The sequence below is a fragment of the Pseudomonas sp. LBUM1641 genome (assembly GCF_059716235.1).
On the sequence record NZ_CP166815.1, the window covers coordinates 4,864,635 to 4,882,767 of the forward strand.

Annotated in this window: 6 protein-coding genes; 4 read left to right on the plus strand and 2 right to left on the minus strand. The window is 62.3% G+C overall.

What is annotated here, in order from left to right:
* Window positions 1-7: 7 nt before the first annotated feature.
* The 4 genes from pvdN to ACA046_RS22365 all read left to right on the plus strand — a co-directional run bounded on the left by pvdN (window position 8) and on the right by ACA046_RS22365 (window position 6,641).
* Window positions 8-1,288, plus strand: coding sequence for a pyoverdine-tailoring periplasmic protein PvdN (pvdN, locus tag ACA046_RS22350; protein WP_497674988.1), 1,281 nt, complete (start codon window positions 8-10; stop codon window positions 1,286-1,288).
* A 33-nt stretch (window positions 1,289-1,321) separates the two neighbouring features.
* Complete coding sequence (gene pvdO, locus ACA046_RS22355) at window positions 1,322-2,224, plus strand: dihydropyoverdine dehydrogenase (RefSeq protein ID WP_497674989.1); 903 nt, start codon at window positions 1,322-1,324, stop codon at window positions 2,222-2,224.
* 203 nt (window positions 2,225-2,427) lie between these two features.
* Window positions 2,428-4,086 carry a cyclic peptide export ABC transporter gene (locus tag ACA046_RS22360; protein WP_459022519.1) on the plus strand — a complete coding sequence of 553 codons (1,659 nt, stop codon included), beginning with the start codon at window positions 2,428-2,430 and terminating at the stop codon, window positions 4,084-4,086.
* Window positions 4,087-4,181: 95 nt separating this feature from the next.
* Window positions 4,182-6,641, plus strand: coding sequence for a TonB-dependent siderophore receptor (locus ACA046_RS22365; RefSeq protein ID WP_459022521.1), 2,460 nt, complete (start codon window positions 4,182-4,184; stop codon window positions 6,639-6,641).
* A gap of 75 nt (window positions 6,642-6,716) precedes the next feature.
* Here ACA046_RS22365 and ACA046_RS22370 read toward each other — a convergent pair whose 3' ends face one another.
* Both ACA046_RS22370 and ACA046_RS22375 read right to left on the minus strand, forming a co-directional pair.
* A complete protein-coding gene (locus ACA046_RS22370; RefSeq protein WP_076014288.1) occupies window positions 6,717-7,676 on the minus strand; it encodes an alpha/beta hydrolase in 960 nt (319 codons plus the stop codon).
* 60 nt (window positions 7,677-7,736) lie between these two features.
* The gene (locus tag ACA046_RS22375) at window positions 7,737-18,128 is read right to left on the minus strand and encodes an amino acid adenylation domain-containing protein (RefSeq protein ID WP_497674990.1); all 10,392 of its coding nucleotides are present in this window, start codon (window positions 18,126-18,128) and stop codon (window positions 7,737-7,739) included.
* Window positions 18,129-18,133: the final 5 nt, after the last annotated feature.

Below are 18,133 nucleotides of genomic sequence, written 5' to 3' on the forward strand. Positions count from 1 at the left end.
TGCCGCCATGACTGATCGCCGCACCTTTCTCAAACATGCAGGCATTCTGGCTGCCAGCCTGCCCCTGGGCGCAGCCCTCGAGGCCCGGGCCGGCACAGCACCCGTGCCCGCCGTCAATCCCGATAAATGGGCGCAGCTGCGCCAACTGTTTACCCAGGACCCGGACTACCTGCACTTCTCCAACTTCCTGATCACGTCCCATCCCAAACCCGTGCGCGAGGCCATTGAACGCCACCGGGCCGAGCTGGACCGCAACCCCGCGCTGGCCATGGACTGGGACCTGGAGCACACCTGGAAATGCGAAGCCCAGGTGCGGGACTGGGCCGGGCGCTATCTGCAAGCCAAGCCCGGGCAGATCGCACTCACCGGCAGCACCACAGAAGGCCTGGCGATGATTTATGGCGGTATTCACGTGCGGCCTGACCAGGAGATTCTGACCACCGTTCATGAACACTATTCGACGCGCAACAGCCTGCAGTTCCGCATCGAGAAACAAGGCACCCAGGTGCGCAAGATCAAACTCTTCGATGACGCCCACCAGGTGTCGGTGGACGAAGTGCTTGGCTCGATTGCCAAGGGCATTCGCCCCAACACCCGCGTGCTGGGCATGACCTGGGTGCAGTCGGGCAGCGGCGTGAAGCTGCCCATCGGCGAGATCGGCAAACTGGTGGATGAGCACAACCGCGATCGCGATGAAAAGGATCGCATCCTCTACGTGGTCGACGGCGTGCACGGATTTGGCGTCGAAGACCTGGCGTTCCCGGACATGCACTGCGACTTTTTTATCGCTGGCACCCACAAATGGATGTTTGGCCCCCGAGGCACGGGGATTATTTGTGCCCGGTCCGAGGAGCTCAAGGACGTCACCCCCACCGAGCCGACCTTTTCCCAGGACACAGATTTCGCCACCACCATGACACCCGGCGGTTATCACGCCTTCGAACACCGCTGGGCCCTGGATGAAGCCTTCAAATTGCATTTGCAGTTGGGCAAGGCTCAAGTCCAGGCCCGCATTCATGAGCTCAATGACTACCTCAAAAGCCGCCTGCAGGCCCACTCGTCCATCGAGCTGGTCACGCCCCGCAGCCCTGAGCTGTCAGCCGGGTTTACGTTTTTCAGGGTCAAGGGCCAGGACAGCGACAAGGTCGCCGCCTACCTGATGCACAACCGCGTCGTGGTCGATGCCGTGAATCGCGACGCCGGCCCGGTGGTGCGCAGCGCTCCCGGGCTGCTGAACAATGAAGGCGAGATTGATCGCTTCATGACCGTGCTCGAAAAGACCCTGTAACCCGCCACTTCCCTTCCCCTATAGAGACGACACATGAACAGTGCCCCGCTCCCTACCCGCCAGCCCCGTTCGTTGCGAGCGCTGCTGATTCTGTGCCTGGCGACCCTGCTCGCCAACCTGGCGCCCCTGACTGCACACGCGGCAACCGCTCCAGCCCCTGGCAAAGTGTTCAAGGACTGCAAGAATTGCCCGGAAATGGTGGTGCTGCCCGCCGGCAGCTACCTGATGGGCACGCCGGAAGACGAGATCGGCCGTGAAGGCGACGAGGGCCCGCAGCACACCGTGACGTTCGCCAAGCCCTTCGCCATGAGCCGCTTCCATGTCACCGCCGCCGAACTGGACGCCTACATCCGCGAAACCGGCGTAGTGATCAAGGACGGTGATACGCGCCCGGGCCGCCTGTGCAAGGCCAGCAAGCCCAGCTACAAACAAGGGCCGCGCCAACCGGCGGTGTGCATCGACTACTTCGAGGTCCAGGCCTACACCGAATGGTTGTCGAAAAAAACCGGGCAGAAATACCGCATGGTCAGCGAGTCCGAGCGTGAGTATGCCGCTCGCGCGGGCAGCACCGGATCATTCCCCTTCCCGTTCGATGACGAGGGCGAATACCAGATCAGCAAACATGCCAACACTTACGGCCCCAAGGATGGCTATACCTATAGCGCACCGGTAGGCAGCTACCCGCCCAACGCGTTCGGCATGTACGACATGCACGGCAACGTCTACGAGTGGGTTGCCGACTGCTGGCACCCCAACTACGAAGGGGCACCTGCCGATGGCAGCGCCTGGTTGACCGGTGGTGACTGCAACGACGCCCACATCCGGGGCAACGACTGGGGCGAGGCGCCGGTATTCTCCCGATCGGGAAACCGTAACAGCCGCGAGAAAAATGTAAGAGGTGATTTCCTGGGGTTCCGCGTCGCACGGGAACTCTGACCCTCAAAACCATGTGGTGAGGGCTCCCGCCCCTCACCACTGCGCGTCCGCCGCGCGATGCTGCCCTAAATCCCGCACCACTCCCTTCGTCTATTCGCTAAGAACCCAGCAGGCCAGAAGCCTCCAGGCTTGCCTTGCGGATCGTTCGTGCCTGCCCGTTTCGGCCCGCAATTGCCGGGCATCCCCACACACAGGAAGATTTCATGACCAGCCAACCACGCGGCGCCATTAGCGAACTGTTCGCCCTGCTCAAACCCTTCTGGCCCATTGTGACGCTCTCGATTGTGCTGGGCATGGTAGGTGGCCTCGCCATCACGACTCTGCTGGCGACCATCAACACCTCGCTGCACTCGGACGAAGGCTTGACCCAAGGCGTGGTCCTGCTGTTCGCCGGCCTGTGTGTACTGGCGCTGACCAGCTCGATCTTTTCCGATATCGGCACCAACTATGTGGGCCAGAAAATCATCGCGCGACTGCGCAAGGAGCTCGGCGAAAAAGTCCTGTCGGCGCCCATCGAACAGATCGAGCGCTACCGCAATCACCGGCTCATACCGGTACTGACCCACGACATCGACACCATCAGCGACTTCTCCTTCGCCTTTGCGCCCCTGGCAATTTCCCTGACGGTAACCCTCGGTTGCCTGGGCTACCTGGCAATGCTCTCGTGGCCAATGTTCCTGATCATGCTGATTGCCATCGTCATCGGCAGCGTTGCCCAGTACATCGCCCGGGCCCGCGGCATGAGTGGTTTCTACGCAGCACGGGAGCAGGAAGAAGAGCTGCAGAAGCACTACACCGCGATTGCTTCCGGTGCCAAGGAGTTGCGCATTCACCGCCCCCGTCGCCATCGCATGAACGTGGACGGCATCCAGGCGGCAGCCAATAGCATCTGCGACACTCAGGTACGCTCGGTCAATATCTTCATCATTGCCAAGACGTTCGGCTCGATGCTGTTTTTCGTGGTCATCGGTCTCGCCCTGGCCTTGCAGGCTTACTGGCCGAGTACCGACAAGACCGTCATGAGCGGTTTCGTCCTCGTGCTGCTGTACATGAAAGGCCCGCTTGAGCACTTGATTGGCACACTGCCCATCGTCAGCCGCGCTCAAATTGCCTTCCGGCGCATTGCCGATCTGTCGGAGCGTTTCTCTTCGCCGGAGCCACACCTGTTGCTCAGCGACGCCGAAGCACCGAAAACCGTGGTGCACAACCTTGAGCTGAATAACGTGCGCTTTGATTTCCCTCCCGTGGAAGGCAGCGAACCCTTCCGCCTGGGCCCCGTGAACCTGAACATCAAGCAAGGCGACATTATTTTTATCGTCGGCGAGAACGGTTGCGGCAAGACCACACTGATCAAACTGTTGCTGGGGCTCTACGCACCACAACAGGGTGAGGTGCGCCTCAACGGCCACGCCATCACAGCCGAGAACCGCGACGACTATCGCCAACTGTTCACCACGATCTTCGCCGACTACTACCTGTTCGATGATCTGGTAAGCGACGACCTGCACATCCCCGACACCGCCAACCAATACCTGCAACGCCTGGAGATCGCCCACAAGGTCAGCATCAAGGACGGCGCCTTCACCACCACCGACCTCTCCACCGGCCAGCGCAAACGCCTGGCCCTGGTCAATGCCTGGCTTGAGGAACGGCCGGTGCTGGTGTTTGACGAATGGGCGGCTGACCAGGACCCGACCTTCCGCCGGATTTTCTATACCGAACTGCTGCCGGACCTCAAGCGCCTGGGCAAAACCATCATCGTCATCAGCCATGACGACCGCTATTTCGACGTCGCCGACCAACTGGTGCACATGCGCTCAGGCAAGGTCACGGCACAACAGCAGGAAATTGCCGAGGTTTAATTTCCGGTTTTGCCGATGACGTGCGTCTCACTTGGTAACTGAGAAGTAATCTCACTAAGATCTCTCGTTCGTTGACCCTTAAGAGCACTCCAATAATGCCTGCACATCGACTTCGCCCCCACGTTCTGGCCATGATGATTCGCCACGCGCTCACGCCAAATCTGCGCGTTTGCGCGGCTGGCCTGGCAGGGCTTCTGCCCATGCTGGTACACGCCCAGGAAATGCCCTTCAACATTCCGGCGCAGTCGTTGAGCAGTGCGTTGCAGGCTTTCGGTACCCAATCCAACCTGCAAGTGCTGTATAGCCCGCAGGACCTTGAAGGCAAGCGCAGCACCGCCGTGCATGGCAACCTCGCCCCTTCTGCCGCCATCGCCACCTTGCTGCAAGGCAGCGGCGTGCATTTCCAGGTGCAAGGCTCTGCAGTGACCGTCAGTGCCTCGGCGGGCGGCGCGCTGGAACTGGGCGCGACCACCATCAATGGCCAGACACTGGGGTCGACCACTGAAAACAGCGGTTCCTACACCACCGGCGCGATGCAGACGGCCACCAAGTTACCCTTGTCCCTGCGTGAAACCCCGCAAGCGGTGACGGTGATCACTCGCCAGCGCATGGACGACCAGGGCATGCGCAGCCTCGACGATGTGGTCCAGGCAGCACCAGGCCTGCGCCTGTCCGCAGCGCGACCGGCCAACAGTGAGTTCTTCGCCCGCGGCTTCCCCATCAACAACCTGATGTTCGATGGCCTGCCCACGACCTATTCCGCCGACTGGGTCGCCACCGCGGACCTGGCCCCGTATGACCGTGTCGAAGTGGTACGCGGTGCCACGGGCATGATGCAAGGCGCCGGTGACCCTTCGGCCGCCATCAACATGGTGCGCAAGCGTCCTACCAAGGAGTTCCAGGCGAGCGTCACCGGCAGCGCCGGCAGTTGGGACAACTACCGCAGCGAGCTGGATGTGTCGGGGCCGGTCAATGACAGCGGCACCGTGCGTGGTCGCTTCGTCGGCGCCTACCAGGACAAGGACAGCTACCAGGACTACGCCGGTCGCGAGCGCGGCGTGTTCTACGGCATCACCGAATTTGACCTCAACGACAGCACCACCCTGACCGTGGGCGCGTCTGATCAGAATGACAATAACAACATCAACTGGGGCGGTTTACCGGTGAACCCCGACGGTAGCAGCATGGGCTTCTCGCGCTCCAAGACGTTCGGCTACAACTGGTCGCACCAGGACATCGACAACAAAACCGTGTTCGCCGAACTGGATCACCGCCTCGACAACGACTGGCGCCTGCACTTTGGCGCGTCGAAAAACTGGTCCGACTTCAAGCTGTTGGGTGCAGTGCTGGAACGCAACAGTGACTACTCCTACCGGCAACGTGTGTTCAACCAGAGCCGCGACTACGACCAGTCCACCTATGACTTCTTCGCCAGTGGCCCGTTTGCGCTGTTCGGCCGCCAGCATGAACTGGTGGTGGGTGCCAGCAAGCGCCAACTCAAGACCGAGGCCACCGGCGGCACGATCTTCTTCAACAACGTCGACATCAACAATTTCAACCCCAAGGGTCAACCGAAACCCACCGTTCCCGACGTTTACTCCCTCAGCGAAAAGGTCAACCAGGAAGGCCTCTACGTCACGACTCGCTGGAATGTGGCCGATCCGCTGAAGGTGATTCTCGGCGCACGCCTAGACTGGTACGACTCCGATGATGTCTACAACCAGATCAGCGACCAGTACTACACCTCGGGCAAAACCAAGGTGGTGCGTAACCTGACCCGCTATGCCGGCGTCATCTATGACCTGGACGACACCTACTCGCTCTATGCCAGCTACACCGATATCTTCCAGCCACAGAGCGAGAAGGACGAGCTCGGTGCCAGTATCAAGCCCATCACCGGCAAGAACTATGAAGTGGGTATCAAGGGCGAATACTTTGACGGTGCGTTGAACGCCAGCGCCTCGTTGTTCCAGATCGACCAGCTCAACCGCGCTGCTGAAGTGGCCGACTACAGCAGCTGCAAGGTCATACCGACCGGCAGCTACGCTTGCTATGAAGCCGCGGGCAAGGTCAGGAGCCGGGGTATCGAGCTGGAGATCAACGGTGCGCTGACGCCGAACTGGCAAGTGGGTGCCGGTTATACCTACGCCCAGGCGCTGTACGAGAAAGATGCCGACAAGAACAAGGAAGGCACCCTGTTCGACACCGACGTACCACGCCACCTGTTCAAGGCCAATACCACGTACCACCTGCAGGGTGACCTGAACAAACTGCGTATCGGTGCCAACGTCTATAGCCAAAGCGGTACCTATAACAAAGGCGTCAGCACCTTCAACGGCCAGCGTCAAAACTTCCACGTCGAGCAGGACGCCTATGCCATCGTCGGTTTGATGGCCGGCTACCAGGTCACCAAAAACCTGGACACTCAGCTGAACGTCAACAACGTGTTCGACAAAAAGTACTACCAGGGCATCGCCAGCAACTCCACCTGGAGCCCGTATGACGTCTACGGTGACCCACGCAACTTCACCGTGACCGCCAAGTACACCTTCTGATAGCGGTTAAACGGCGATAAAAAAACCGCATCCCTGGGGATGCGGTTTTTTTATGCCCACCGTAAAACCGGTGTGTCAGCCCAGGCGCTCGGCCAACGCCAGGACAATACGCTCCCGAGCGACATCGGCTTCATCAACGATAGAGCCCATGCGCAAGAAATCATGGGACATGCCCTCGAACACCTCCAGTTGCACCTGCACGCCCCCAGCCTCGAGATGCCGGGCGTAGGCCACCGCTTCATCATGCAGCGGGTCGCACTCGGCCACGATCAGCAAGGCCGGCGCCACGTGAGCGCTCACCTCGCCGAGCAGCGGCGAGAAACGCGGGTCCAGGCGGTCGGCCGGATCGTTCTGATACTGCTGGTAGAACCACTCCAGGGTGTCTTTTTCCAACAAGTGCCCAACCCCGTAGCGCTCCACCGAAGCACTGATGCGGCTGGCATCGGTCACCGGGTAAATCAGCACCTGCAGACACGGGCGAGGCAGCTCCTCCTGGCCAGCGAGGCTGCTGGCAAGCACCGTCGCCAGGCTACCGCCAACGCTGTCGCCAACGACCGCCATGCGCTCAGCATCGATACCCAGTTCCCGCGCATTGAGCGCCAGCCATTGCCACGCGTCCTGGGCATCATTGAATGCCGTCGGAAACCGCCACTGCGGGGCCAGCCGGTAACCCACCGACAACACCGGCAACCCGCACTCCTGAGCCAGGTTCCAACACAGGGCGTCGTGGGAGTCGAGACTGCCCACCACATAACCCCCGCCATGCAGGTAAAGCACGGCGCCACTCAGTTGGCTAGCGTCCAGTTCGGGCGGCCGGTACAACCGGGCCTCTACACGGTGACCATCGCGGGCCGTGAAGGTACGCGACTCGATAAACGCCGGCTCATCGGCACCCGGGTCCATCAGTGCCGAGGATTGATCGAACTGGCGACGGGCTTCTTCCGGTTGCAGCTGGTGCATCGGCAGCGCTTTTCCGCTGCGGCGGCCGCTTTCCACCAACTGGAGGTAGGCGGCGAGATCAGGATTAAGGGGCATGGGCAAGGTTTCTCCAGACAGGCGCCGCCGGTGGCGGCGCCTGTCGACACAGGTCAAGGTTCAGGAAGGCTCGGCGACGATGGTCAAACCATCCAGGGCGTCTTCCAGTTCAAGCAACACCGACAGCTCCCTGGGCACCTGAAAGTGCCCGCAGGTCAGCGGGAGGCCAGGCAGGTCGGGGCAACCGATCTGCCGGGCCAGCTCACGTTGTTCATCTTCACGCCCCGCTACCCACCAGCTCAGGGGGCGCGCCGTCACTTTCGGGCAATAATCCAGCTCGCGGGACAGCCGCTTGAGGGTACGGGCGCAGGCAAATACCTGCGCCAGCTCATCCACCCCCAGGCCATGCGTGGCCGGCCGTTGGCTGAGGGCCTCACTGATCAGGGCACGCGCAAGCTGCGGGCTTTCCTGGCGGGTATCGCTGACATCCACGGCCCCCGCGTCGGGTACCGTCGCCCGCAACAGCTCGCTCAAATCATCCAGCCAATGGTCCTGCTGTTCGGCGTTGGCGGGTGACGGCACAAAACTGTCGAGCAACGCGACAAACTCGACCGTCTGCCCCTGCTGCTCAAGCTCAGCCGCCATCAGCAGACTCAAGGTGCCGCCCAAGGACCAGCCCAACAAGCGATAAGGGCCTTGGGGCTGTTTGTCCCGCAGATAGCCGACGTAGTCCCGGGCGATGGCCACCAGCGATTGATCCTGCCAGCTCGGGTCCAGCAGTTGTCGGGCCTGGATACCGATCACCGAGCACTTGCCGTTCAGACGGCGTGCGAGCGGCTCATAGTCGAATACCGTGCCGAAACCGGCATGTACACAGAACAACGCAGGCGTGGCACCGAGCTCGGCATTGAGGGCCAGCAGCGGCACGTTCTTGCCAGGCACGGCGGTGAGCTGCGCAATGCTCGGCTTCTGGATCAGGTCCCGCAGGCGCAGGGTGAAACCGAACTTCTTCAGGCTGCGGGACTTGGCCACCACTTGCATGCTGAGGATCGAATCCCCCCCCAGCTCAAAGAAGTTATCCGTTACCCCGACCCGCTCCACTTTGAGAATGCTTTGCCAGATATCCGCCATGGCCTGTTCCAGCTCGTTGCGCGGTGCCACATATTCACTGCGTGCATCCGGCATCGGCAGGGCGTTGCGGTCCAGCTTGCCATTGGGATTGAGCGGCAGCCGGTCGAGCACGATCAATTGCGCCGGAACCATGTACTCCGGCAGCGCCTGCTTCAAGCGCTCGCGCAGTTGCTCGACGATCCCGCCGTCCTCATCGCCGTTAAGCGTGACGTACCCAAACAGTTGATTGCCGCCAGGCCCCTCGCGCACCACGACGGCGGCATGCCCGACCTCTTGCATCGCATTGAGGCGGGCCTCGATCTCTCCAAGCTCGATACGGAACCCGCGGATTTTCACCTGGTTATCCAGGCGACCGAGGTAGTCGAACGTACCGCTCTCGCGCTGGCGCACCAGGTCGCCGGTGCGGTACAGGCGGCCACCCGGGGTAAACGGATCGGCCACGAAGCGCTCGGCCGTGAGCGCGGCACGGTTCAGATAGCCCCGTGCAACACCCTCCCCGCCCAGGTACAACTCCCCCGCGATACCCGCCGGTAGCGGGTTGAGGTCGATGTCGAGGACGTAGGCACTGCGCTGGCCCACACATTCGCCGATCGGCGCATAAATCGCCCCACACGCCTGGCCTTCAGCAGCCTTCCAGATCAGTGGCGTAACCACGGTTTCCGTCGGCCCGTAACCATTGATGATGTACTGCGGTTTAAGCGCCTCTCGGGCCAGGGCATAACTGGCCTCTGGCACTGCGTCACCGCCAAAGCAGTAGATCCGCACCGACGGCGGGTTGCCATCGAGCCGTGCGTGTTCGGCCAACTGCAACAGGTACACCGGTGGGAACGCTGCCACAGTGACGCCGTGTTGGTGCATGGCCTCGTAGGTCTGCTCGGGGGTCCAGAGCTCGTCGTCACGCAGCAACAGGCAACCGCCGTGCGTGAGCGTCGTGAGCCAGCGCTCGTGGGCACCGTCGAAGGCGAATGACATAAACAGCAACTCGCAGTCGGCGGGACTCATTTCGTAGCGCTCGCCCACCGCACGGCAATGCATCGCCAACGGTCCATGACTGACCACCACGCCTTTGGGCTGGCCAGTAGAACCGGAGGTGTAGATCACGTAGGCGAGGTTTTCCTCGTGCACCCGATGCGCTGGCGCGGTAACAGGCCACTGGCTGCCGACCAGGCGGTCAAGCTCCAGCACATGCAACGCCGGGCTGATTGGCAGGCTGGCGGCGAGCCGCGAATCGGTCAACAGTAAAGCGATGCCGGAGTCCTGGATCAAATAGCTCAGGCGCTCACGCGGGTAAGCGGCGTCGATAGGCACATAGGCGGCACCCGCCTTGAGCACCGCGAGCAAGGCCACGATCATGGTTTCGCTACGAGGCAACGCCACGCCGACCCGCACTTCCGGCCCCACGCCTTCGGCGATCAGTCGATGGGCCAGTTGGTTAGCGCGGGATTCCAGCTCGGCGAACGACAGGCTTCGGTTACCGACCTTGACCGCCGTTGCGCTGCCCTGGTGCTCGGCCCAGTACTGGATGCGTTGGTGGACCAAAGGCTGCGGCAGGTTTTGGACAGGGGGCGGGGTGTACACGGCCGGCGTGTGCAGCAGGCCGAGATTGCCAACACGCTGGTCGGCGTTCGCGGACAGTGCCAGCAGCAACGCTTCCATGTTGGCCCGGATCCCTTCCACTGCCACATCGCTGAAGCATTGGCGCAGGTACATGTACTCAATCGCCAGGTAGTCTTCCAGGGTCACCATCAGGTCCATCGGGAAGTCTGTCAGGCCCGCCCCGCCGACGTCGCCAAAACGCAGCGAATCATCCTTCCACTCCCGCAAAGTGCGATCCAGCGGTTGGTTTTCAAAGACGATGATGCTGTCGAACAAAGCCTGCCCGGAACGCCCGGCCCAACGCTGGATATCCCCCAGCGGGGTGTATTCATGGTCGCGCAGCTCCAGGTTGACCCGCTGCACCGCCTGCAGCCACTGGCCCACACGGGCTTGCGGATCGACGTCGTGGATCACCGGTAACGTGTTGATGAACAGCCCCAACATGCTCTGCGCGCCCGGCAAGGCACTCGGACGCCCGGCCACGGTAGCCCCGAAGCACACACTGCGCTGGCCACTGTAGCGGCTGAGCAACAACAGCCATGCACCCTGCACCAATGTGTTCAGGGTGATGCGCTGCGCGGCGGCAAACGCCTTCAAACCCTGGGTCACCTGGGGTGTAAAGCGGCTGTACAACGCCTTGTGCCCATGCTCGCGCTCGCCGCTGGCGAAGGCATCCGCCAGGTAAGTCGGCTCCTGGAACTCGGCCAACTGGCGACGCCAGAAGGTTTCGCTGATCACGCGGTCCTGCTGGCGCAACCAGCCAATGTAATTGCGATACGGCACCACAGGGTCCAGGGTTTGCCCGGAATATCGGGCCAACACTTCGCCCATCAACTGGGACGTGCTCCACCCGTCCAGCAGGATATGGTGATAGGTCCAGATCAGTTGATAACGGTCATCCGCCAGGCGGATCAGCACCACACGCTGCAACGGCGCCTGGTCGAGGTTGAAGCCCCGCAGGCGCTCGTCCCGTGCCATGTCCTTGATCAATCCGTCCGTGGCCGCCTCATGGCGCCAGTCGAGTTCAGTCATCGGCAGGGCAACGTCGCGCAGGACGAATTGCAGCGGCTCGTCCAGGTCTTGCCAGAGGAACCCGGTGCGCAACACGTCGTGCCTTTGCGCCACGTCGGCCCAGGCCTGGCGCAAGCGCTCTACGTGCAAGCCGTCGACCGAAACGTTGAGCTGATTGATGTACAGCTCGTCTTCAGGATTGCTGTTCAGCCCCAGGAACAACATGCCCTGCTGCATCGGTGAAAGGCTGTACACGGCCTCGACCTGCCCATGGGGAATGGGCAAGGCCTGCACCTGCTGTTCGCTCAACCCATGCAGGGTGACCGGTTGCGTATTGACCTGGGCACGAACCGGGGTCACGTTGGCGGCCAGTTTCTCGATGGTCTGTTGCAGGAACAGATCCTTGGGCGCCATCTGCAAACCCGACTGCCGGGCCTGACTGACCACCTGGATCGAGATGATGGAATCCCCGCCCAAGGCGAAGAAGTTATCGGTAATCCCTACCCGGGGCAGGTTCAGCACGTCTTGCCAGATATCCGCCAATTGGCGCTCAATCGCCGAACGCGGGGCAACGTAGTCAACCAACGCCTGGCTGACATCCGGCGCAGGCAACAGGTTGCGGGCGAGCTTGCCGTTGGCCGTGACGGGCATGCCATCAAGGCTGATCAGGTGCGCAGGCACCATATAGTCCGGCAGCCCCTGGCCGAGGAAGCTTGCCAGCTCGCTGCGCAACGCATCGCCAGCCTGGCCCGGGGCACTGGTCACCGGTACAAAATAGCCAACCAGTTGTGTGCCCAATGGCCCGTCTACCGCCAGCACCACCGCTTCGCGAACCTGCGGATGCTCCATCAACCGCGCCTCGATCTCACCCAATTCAATGCGCAGGCCACGGATTTTCACCTGGTGGTCAATACGCCCGACGTAGTCAATGACGCCCTCCTCCCGGTAACGCGCCAGATCGCCGGTGCGGTACAGGCGGCCACCGCCCACCGAGTCGAAAGGGTCGGGCACAAAGCGCTCGGCTGTCAGGGCCGCACGTTGGTGATAGCCCCGGGCAAGGCCAATGCCCCCCAGGTACAGCTCACCGCTGACACCGCGTGCTGCGGGGTTCAGGCTCGACTCAAGAATATGGGTCTTGAGGTTATCGATCGGCCTGCCGATCGGCACGCTGACCCCATGCTCTTCGCCGCAGGTCCAGTGGGTGACGTCGATGGCTGCTTCGGTCGGACCATAGAGGTTGTACAAGCCTGCGCCAGGCAGACGGGCACGGGTCTGCTCCGACAGAGCCTTGGACAGCGCCTCGCCGCTGCAGATTACGCGGCGGATGCCACGACAGGCTTCCACCCCTTCACACGCCATGAAGGCCTGCAACATCGAAGGCACGAAATGCAGGGTGCTGACCTCGTAACGCAAGATTGCATCGCGCAGGCGTTCCGGGTCGCGGTGTTCTCCTGGCTGGGCAATAGCCAGTCGCGCGCCGGCCATCAGCGGCCAGAAGAACTCCCACACCGAGACGTCGAAGCTGAAAGGGGTTTTTTGCAGCACCGTGTCATCGGCGTGCAAGGCGTAGGCCTTCTGCATCCAGTGCAGCCGGTTAAGCAGCGCCTCATGGGTATTGCCTGCCCCCTTTGGCCGGCCCGTGGAACCCGATGTGTAGATCACATAGGCCAGGTTGCCCGCTGCCAGCGACGGCTCGGGGTTACGGTCGCTGTAGCCCTCCAGCCAGTCTCCATCCTGATCCAGGCAGACGGTTTGCACCGACTCGGGGACCGGTATTTGTTGCAGCAGCGCGCTCTGGGTCAACAGCAAGCCCACCCCGCTGTCAGCCAACATATAGGCCAGGCGGTCCGACGGGTAATCCGGGTCGAGGGGCACGTAGGCGCCCCCCGCCTTGAGAACCGCCAGCAAGCCGACCACCATCTCCAGGCTACGCTCCAGGGCCACACCCACCAGCACTTCCGGGCCGACGCCCAGCTCCTGCAGTTTGTGCGCCAGGCGGTTGGCACGGTGGTTGAGTTGCGCGTAGCTCAGCGTTTGCTCCGCAAACAGCAATGCCGTGGCATGAGGCTGCTGGCGTGCCTGATGCTCAAACAGGCGATGGACATAGCGCTCACCGGGGTAGACGGCTTCGGTGCGGTTCCAGGTTCGAACAATTTTGCGGCGCTGTGCATCGTCCAGCAGCGGCAGGTCTTCGACCCGTTGCGAGGGTTGCTCGATGACCGCCAGTAACACATTGCGCCAATGCTGCCCCAACTGCTCGATGGTGCCGGCGTCGAACAGTTCGCTGGCGTAGGTGAACGCTGCCGACAGGCCATCCTGATGCTCGACGGTGTCCAGCGTCAGGTCGAACTGCGTGCTGTGGGCCTGCCAGTCGAGCCCTTCGACGGTAAGCCCCGGCAATGGCTGACGGCTGCTTTTGGCATCGGTCTGGTGGTTGAACATCACTTGGAACAACGGGCTGTGGTTCAGGCTGCGCTCGGGCTGCAACACATCGACCAATTGCTCGAATGGCAAGTCCTGATGGGCCTGGGCCTCCAGCGCTGTCTGTTTGACCTGTTGCAATACCTGGGCAAAGCTCACCAACGGTTCGAATTCGGCCTTGAGCACCTGGGTGTTGACGAAAAAACCGATCAATCGCTCGATATCACCCCGTGTACGGTTGGCCACCGGCACCCCGACACGCACATCGGCCTGCCCCGAGTAGCGGTGCAGCAAGGACTGGAACGAGGCCAGCAACAGCATGAACAGCGTGACACCCTGGCGCTGGGCCAGGGCCTTCAGGTCATTGATCAACGCAGGTTCGAGGGTGACCGCCACTTGGGCGCCGGCACGACTGGGCGATGCCGGGCGCGCACGGTCGGTGGGCAACTCCAGCACAGGCTGCTCGCCGCCAAGTTTTTGCGTCCAGTACGCCAGCTGCCGGTCGCGTTCGCCGGCCTCCATCCATTGGCGCTGCCAGGCGGCGTAGTCGGCGTACTGGATCGGCAACGGGGCCAGGTCCACCGCCTGGCCCTGGCTGAAGCCGGCGTAGAGTTGCACCAGTTCGTCCACCAGGATCGGTGTCGACCAACCGTCAGTCACGATGTGGTGCAGGGTCAATACCAGCACCTGCTCCTCGTCGCTCAAGTGCAGCAAGCGTGCCCGCAGCAACGGCCCGTGCTCCAGGTCGAACGGCTGCTGCACCAGGGCCTGAACCCGCGCGGCCAACTGCGCCTGCCCGGCCAGGGTCTCCTTTTGCAGCACAAACTCGCCGGCCGGATGGATGACCTGAAATGGCGTATTGCCATCCTGGGTAAACGTGGTACGCAGGGTTTCGTGGCGGCCGATCAATGCTTCGAACGCACGACGCAGCGCTTCGCTGTCCAGAGGCCCGCTCAGGCGCAAGGCCGCGCTGATGTTATAGGCGGCGCTGGTAGGTTCCAGTTGCCAAAGAACCCACTGCCGTTGCTGCGCGTAGGACACCGCGATGGGTTGGCTGCGGTCGACCGGGGTAATCGCCTGCACGCTGGCAGCACTCGCTGCCCGCCCCGCCAGTTCGGCAAAGCCGGCCAGGTCCTGGGCCTCGAACAGCCGACGCAGCGGCACTTCCAGGCCCAGGCGCTGACGGATACGGCCGATCATCTGCGTTGCCAAAAGGGAATGGCCACCCCGCTCAAAAAAGTTATCACTCAGGCCAACTTGCTCGACCTTCAGCACCTGCGCCCAGATCTCAGCCAGCGCCACTTGCAGCGGGGTGTGCGGCGCCACATAACTCGCTTGCGGGGCACTGTTGGCGTCCAGCCGCGGCAAGGCCTTGCGGTCCAGTTTGCCATTGGGTGTCAGCGGCATCTTTTCTACAAAGGCCAGGTAGGTCGGCACCATGTAGTCCGGCAACTGCTGTTTCAGGCAGGTTTTCAGGGTTTGTCGCCAGGCATTCTGGGTGTCGTCATCGGCCTGGTGGGCGCTTGGGTCGTGGCTGACCAGATAAGCCACCAACTGCTTGCCCAACGGCCCGTCGATGTCGATGACCACCGCTTCGCGCACGTATTCATGAGCCTGCAGGCGCGATTCGATTTCGCCGAGCTCGATACGAAACCCGCGAATCTTCAACTGGTGGTCGAGACGGCCGATGTACTCAAGCACGCCATCCTGGCGGTAGCGCACCAGGTCACCCGTGCGATAAAGACGGCCGTTGCCGAACGGGTCCGGCACAAAGCGCTCGGCGGTCAGCCCGGGACGTTGCAGATACCCGCGGGCCAAGCCCTCTCCACCGATGTACAGCTCACCACTGACGCCCACCGGGACAGCATCGAAGTTGCCATCCAGCACATGGAACGTGGTGTTGCCGACAGGGCGTCCCAGCCAGACGTCGCTGCTGCGCTGCACATAGTGCACGCCCGACCAGATGGTGGTTTCCGTCGGGCCATACAGGTTCCACACATGGCCCGCCTGGGCGATCAGGCGTTCGGCCAACTCGGCAGTCAGTGCTTCGCCACCGCAGAGGACTTTCTTGCCTGCCAGAGCCTGCGGGGGAGCGGCATCCAGCAGCATGCGCCAGGTGGATGGGGTGGCCTGGATCACGCTGACGGCTTGCACGTCGATCACCTTGAGCAGCGCGTGGGGGTCCTGGTTCTGCTGGTCTTGCAGCAGCACCACACAGGCCCCCCGCAGCAGCGGCAGGTAAAGCTCAAGGCCTGCGATGTCGAAGGATAACGAGGTCAGGGACAGCACACGGTCGCCGGCGTCGACGCCCGGACGTTCAGCCATGGTCCAGAGGAAATTGACCAAGGCATCGTGGCGAATCGTCACGCCCTTGGGCAAACCCGTGGAGCCGGAGGTGTAGATCACATAGGCCAGGTTCGCCGGCAAAGCCAGCACCGGCAGGTTTTCTTCGCTGCAGTCACCCAACCAGCCGGGAGCCTGGTCCAGGCACAAGCTGCTGACCGTGGCCGGCACCGCCAGTTGTTCCACCAGGCTGCCCTGGGTCAACAGCAGCTTCAGGCCGCTGTCGCTCATCATGTGCGCCAGGCGTTCACGAGGGTAGTTCGGGTCCAGGGGCACATAGGCACCGCCGGCCTTGAGGATCGCCAACAGGCCGACAATCATCTCCAGCCCGCGCTCCAGCGCCACGCCCACCAGCACCTCCGGGCCGACACCCAGGGCACGCAGCTTGTGCGCCAGTTGGTTGGCCTGTCGATTGAGCTGCCGGTAGGTCAGCGACTGCCCGGCAAAGGTGAGTGCACAGGCATCCGGAGTGGCTTGAGCCTGCGCTTCAAACAATTGCGGCACACACTGTTCGCGGGGATAGGACGCCGCAGTGCGGTTCCAGTCCTGAACGATGCGCTCGCGCTCGTCGGCGGAGAGTAGCGGCAACTCGTTGATCCGCAGCGCAGGCTGCTGGCAAATGGCAGTCAGCAGGTTGTGCCAGTGCCGACCGAGCTGTTCGATGGTACGGGCATCGAACAGGTCGACGGCGTAAGTCAGGGAGGCCGACAGGCCGGCAGCGTGTTCGGTGGTGTCGAGGGTCAGGTCGAACTGGGTGGTATGACTTTGCCAGTCCAGCCCACTGACCGTCAGGCCCGGCAAGCTACGGCTGGTATTGGTAACCTGGGTCTGGTGGTTGAACATCACCTGGAACAACGGGCTGTGGCTCATGCTGCGCTCGGGTTGCAGCGCCTCCACCAGTTGTTCGAAGGGCAGGTCCTGATGGGACTGGGCATCCAACGCGGTTTGCCGGACCTGTTGCAGCAAGTCACTGAATCGCAGCTGCGGATCGAATTCGGCCTTCAACACCTGGGTGTTGACGAAGAAGCCGATCAGGCCTTCGGTTTCACTGCGGGCACGGTTGGCAATCGGTACGCCGACTCTGACTTCGCGCTGCCCGGAATAGCGATGCAACAGCGCCTGGAAGGACGCCAGCAGCACCATGAACAAGGTCACGCCGTGTTGCTGCGCCAAGCCCTTGAGCGATCCAAGCAACGCCACGTCCAGATCCATCGCCACGCGCGCACCGGCGCCGCTGGGCACCGTCGGGCGCATGCGGTCGGCGGGCAGTTCCAGCACCGGCTGCTCGCCCCCCAGCTTCTCCAGCCAATACGCCAATTGACGCTCACGCTCGCCGGCTTCCATCCAGTTGCGCTGCCACAGGGCATAGTCGGCGTACTGGATCGGCAACTCAGGCAGCGTCACCGCCTGGCCCTGGCAGTGGCCGGCGTAAAACTGCACCAGGTCGTTGACCAGAATCGGCATCGACCAGCCGTCAGCAACAATGTGATGCACCGTCAATACCAGCACATGGTCCTGCTCACTCACCCGCAGCAAGTTCATGCGCAGCAGCGGGCCTTGCTCCAGGTCGAACGGCTGGGCGGTCTGTGCCTGCACGTACGCCTTGATCTGCCAGTCGAGGTCGGCGCCCGCCAACGGATCGACCTGCAAGGTGAAGCCTCCCGTCGGATGCACCACCTGCACGGTCTGGTCGTCTTCCTGACGAAAGGTGGTGCGCAGCACTTCATGGCGCTCCACCAATGCCTGGCAACTGGCGCGCAGGGCATCCACATCCAGCACACCTTCAAGGCGCAGCGCGGCACAAATGTTGTAGGCGCTGCTGTCCGGTGCCAGTTGCCAGAGAAACCATTGGCGCTGCTGCGCGTAGGAAAGCAAAGGAAGCTCGGCACTGGCCCTTTTGAATATCGGGGTGAGCCCATAGAGGTTGACGCCCTGTCGCTTGAGCAAGGTGGCCAGCGCCTTGCGTTCCTTGGGTGACAGTGACTCTACGGAATCGAGCAATGCTTGCACTTGAA

Coding starts and splice junctions, on each gene's coding strand:
- ACA046_RS22360 (WP_459022519.1), top strand. CDS start 2,428: ATGACCAGCCAACCACGCGGCGCCATTAGCGAACTGTTCGCCCTGCTC.
- pvdO (WP_497674989.1), top strand. CDS start 1,322: ATGAACAGTGCCCCGCTCCCTACCCGCCAGCCCCGTTCGTTGCGAGCG.
- pvdN (WP_497674988.1), top strand. CDS start 8: ATGACTGATCGCCGCACCTTTCTCAAACATGCAGGCATTCTGGCTGCC.
- ACA046_RS22370 (WP_076014288.1), bottom strand. CDS start 7,676: ATGCCCCTTAATCCTGATCTCGCCGCCTACCTCCAGTTGGTGGAAAGC.
- ACA046_RS22365 (WP_459022521.1), top strand. CDS start 4,182: ATGCCTGCACATCGACTTCGCCCCCACGTTCTGGCCATGATGATTCGC.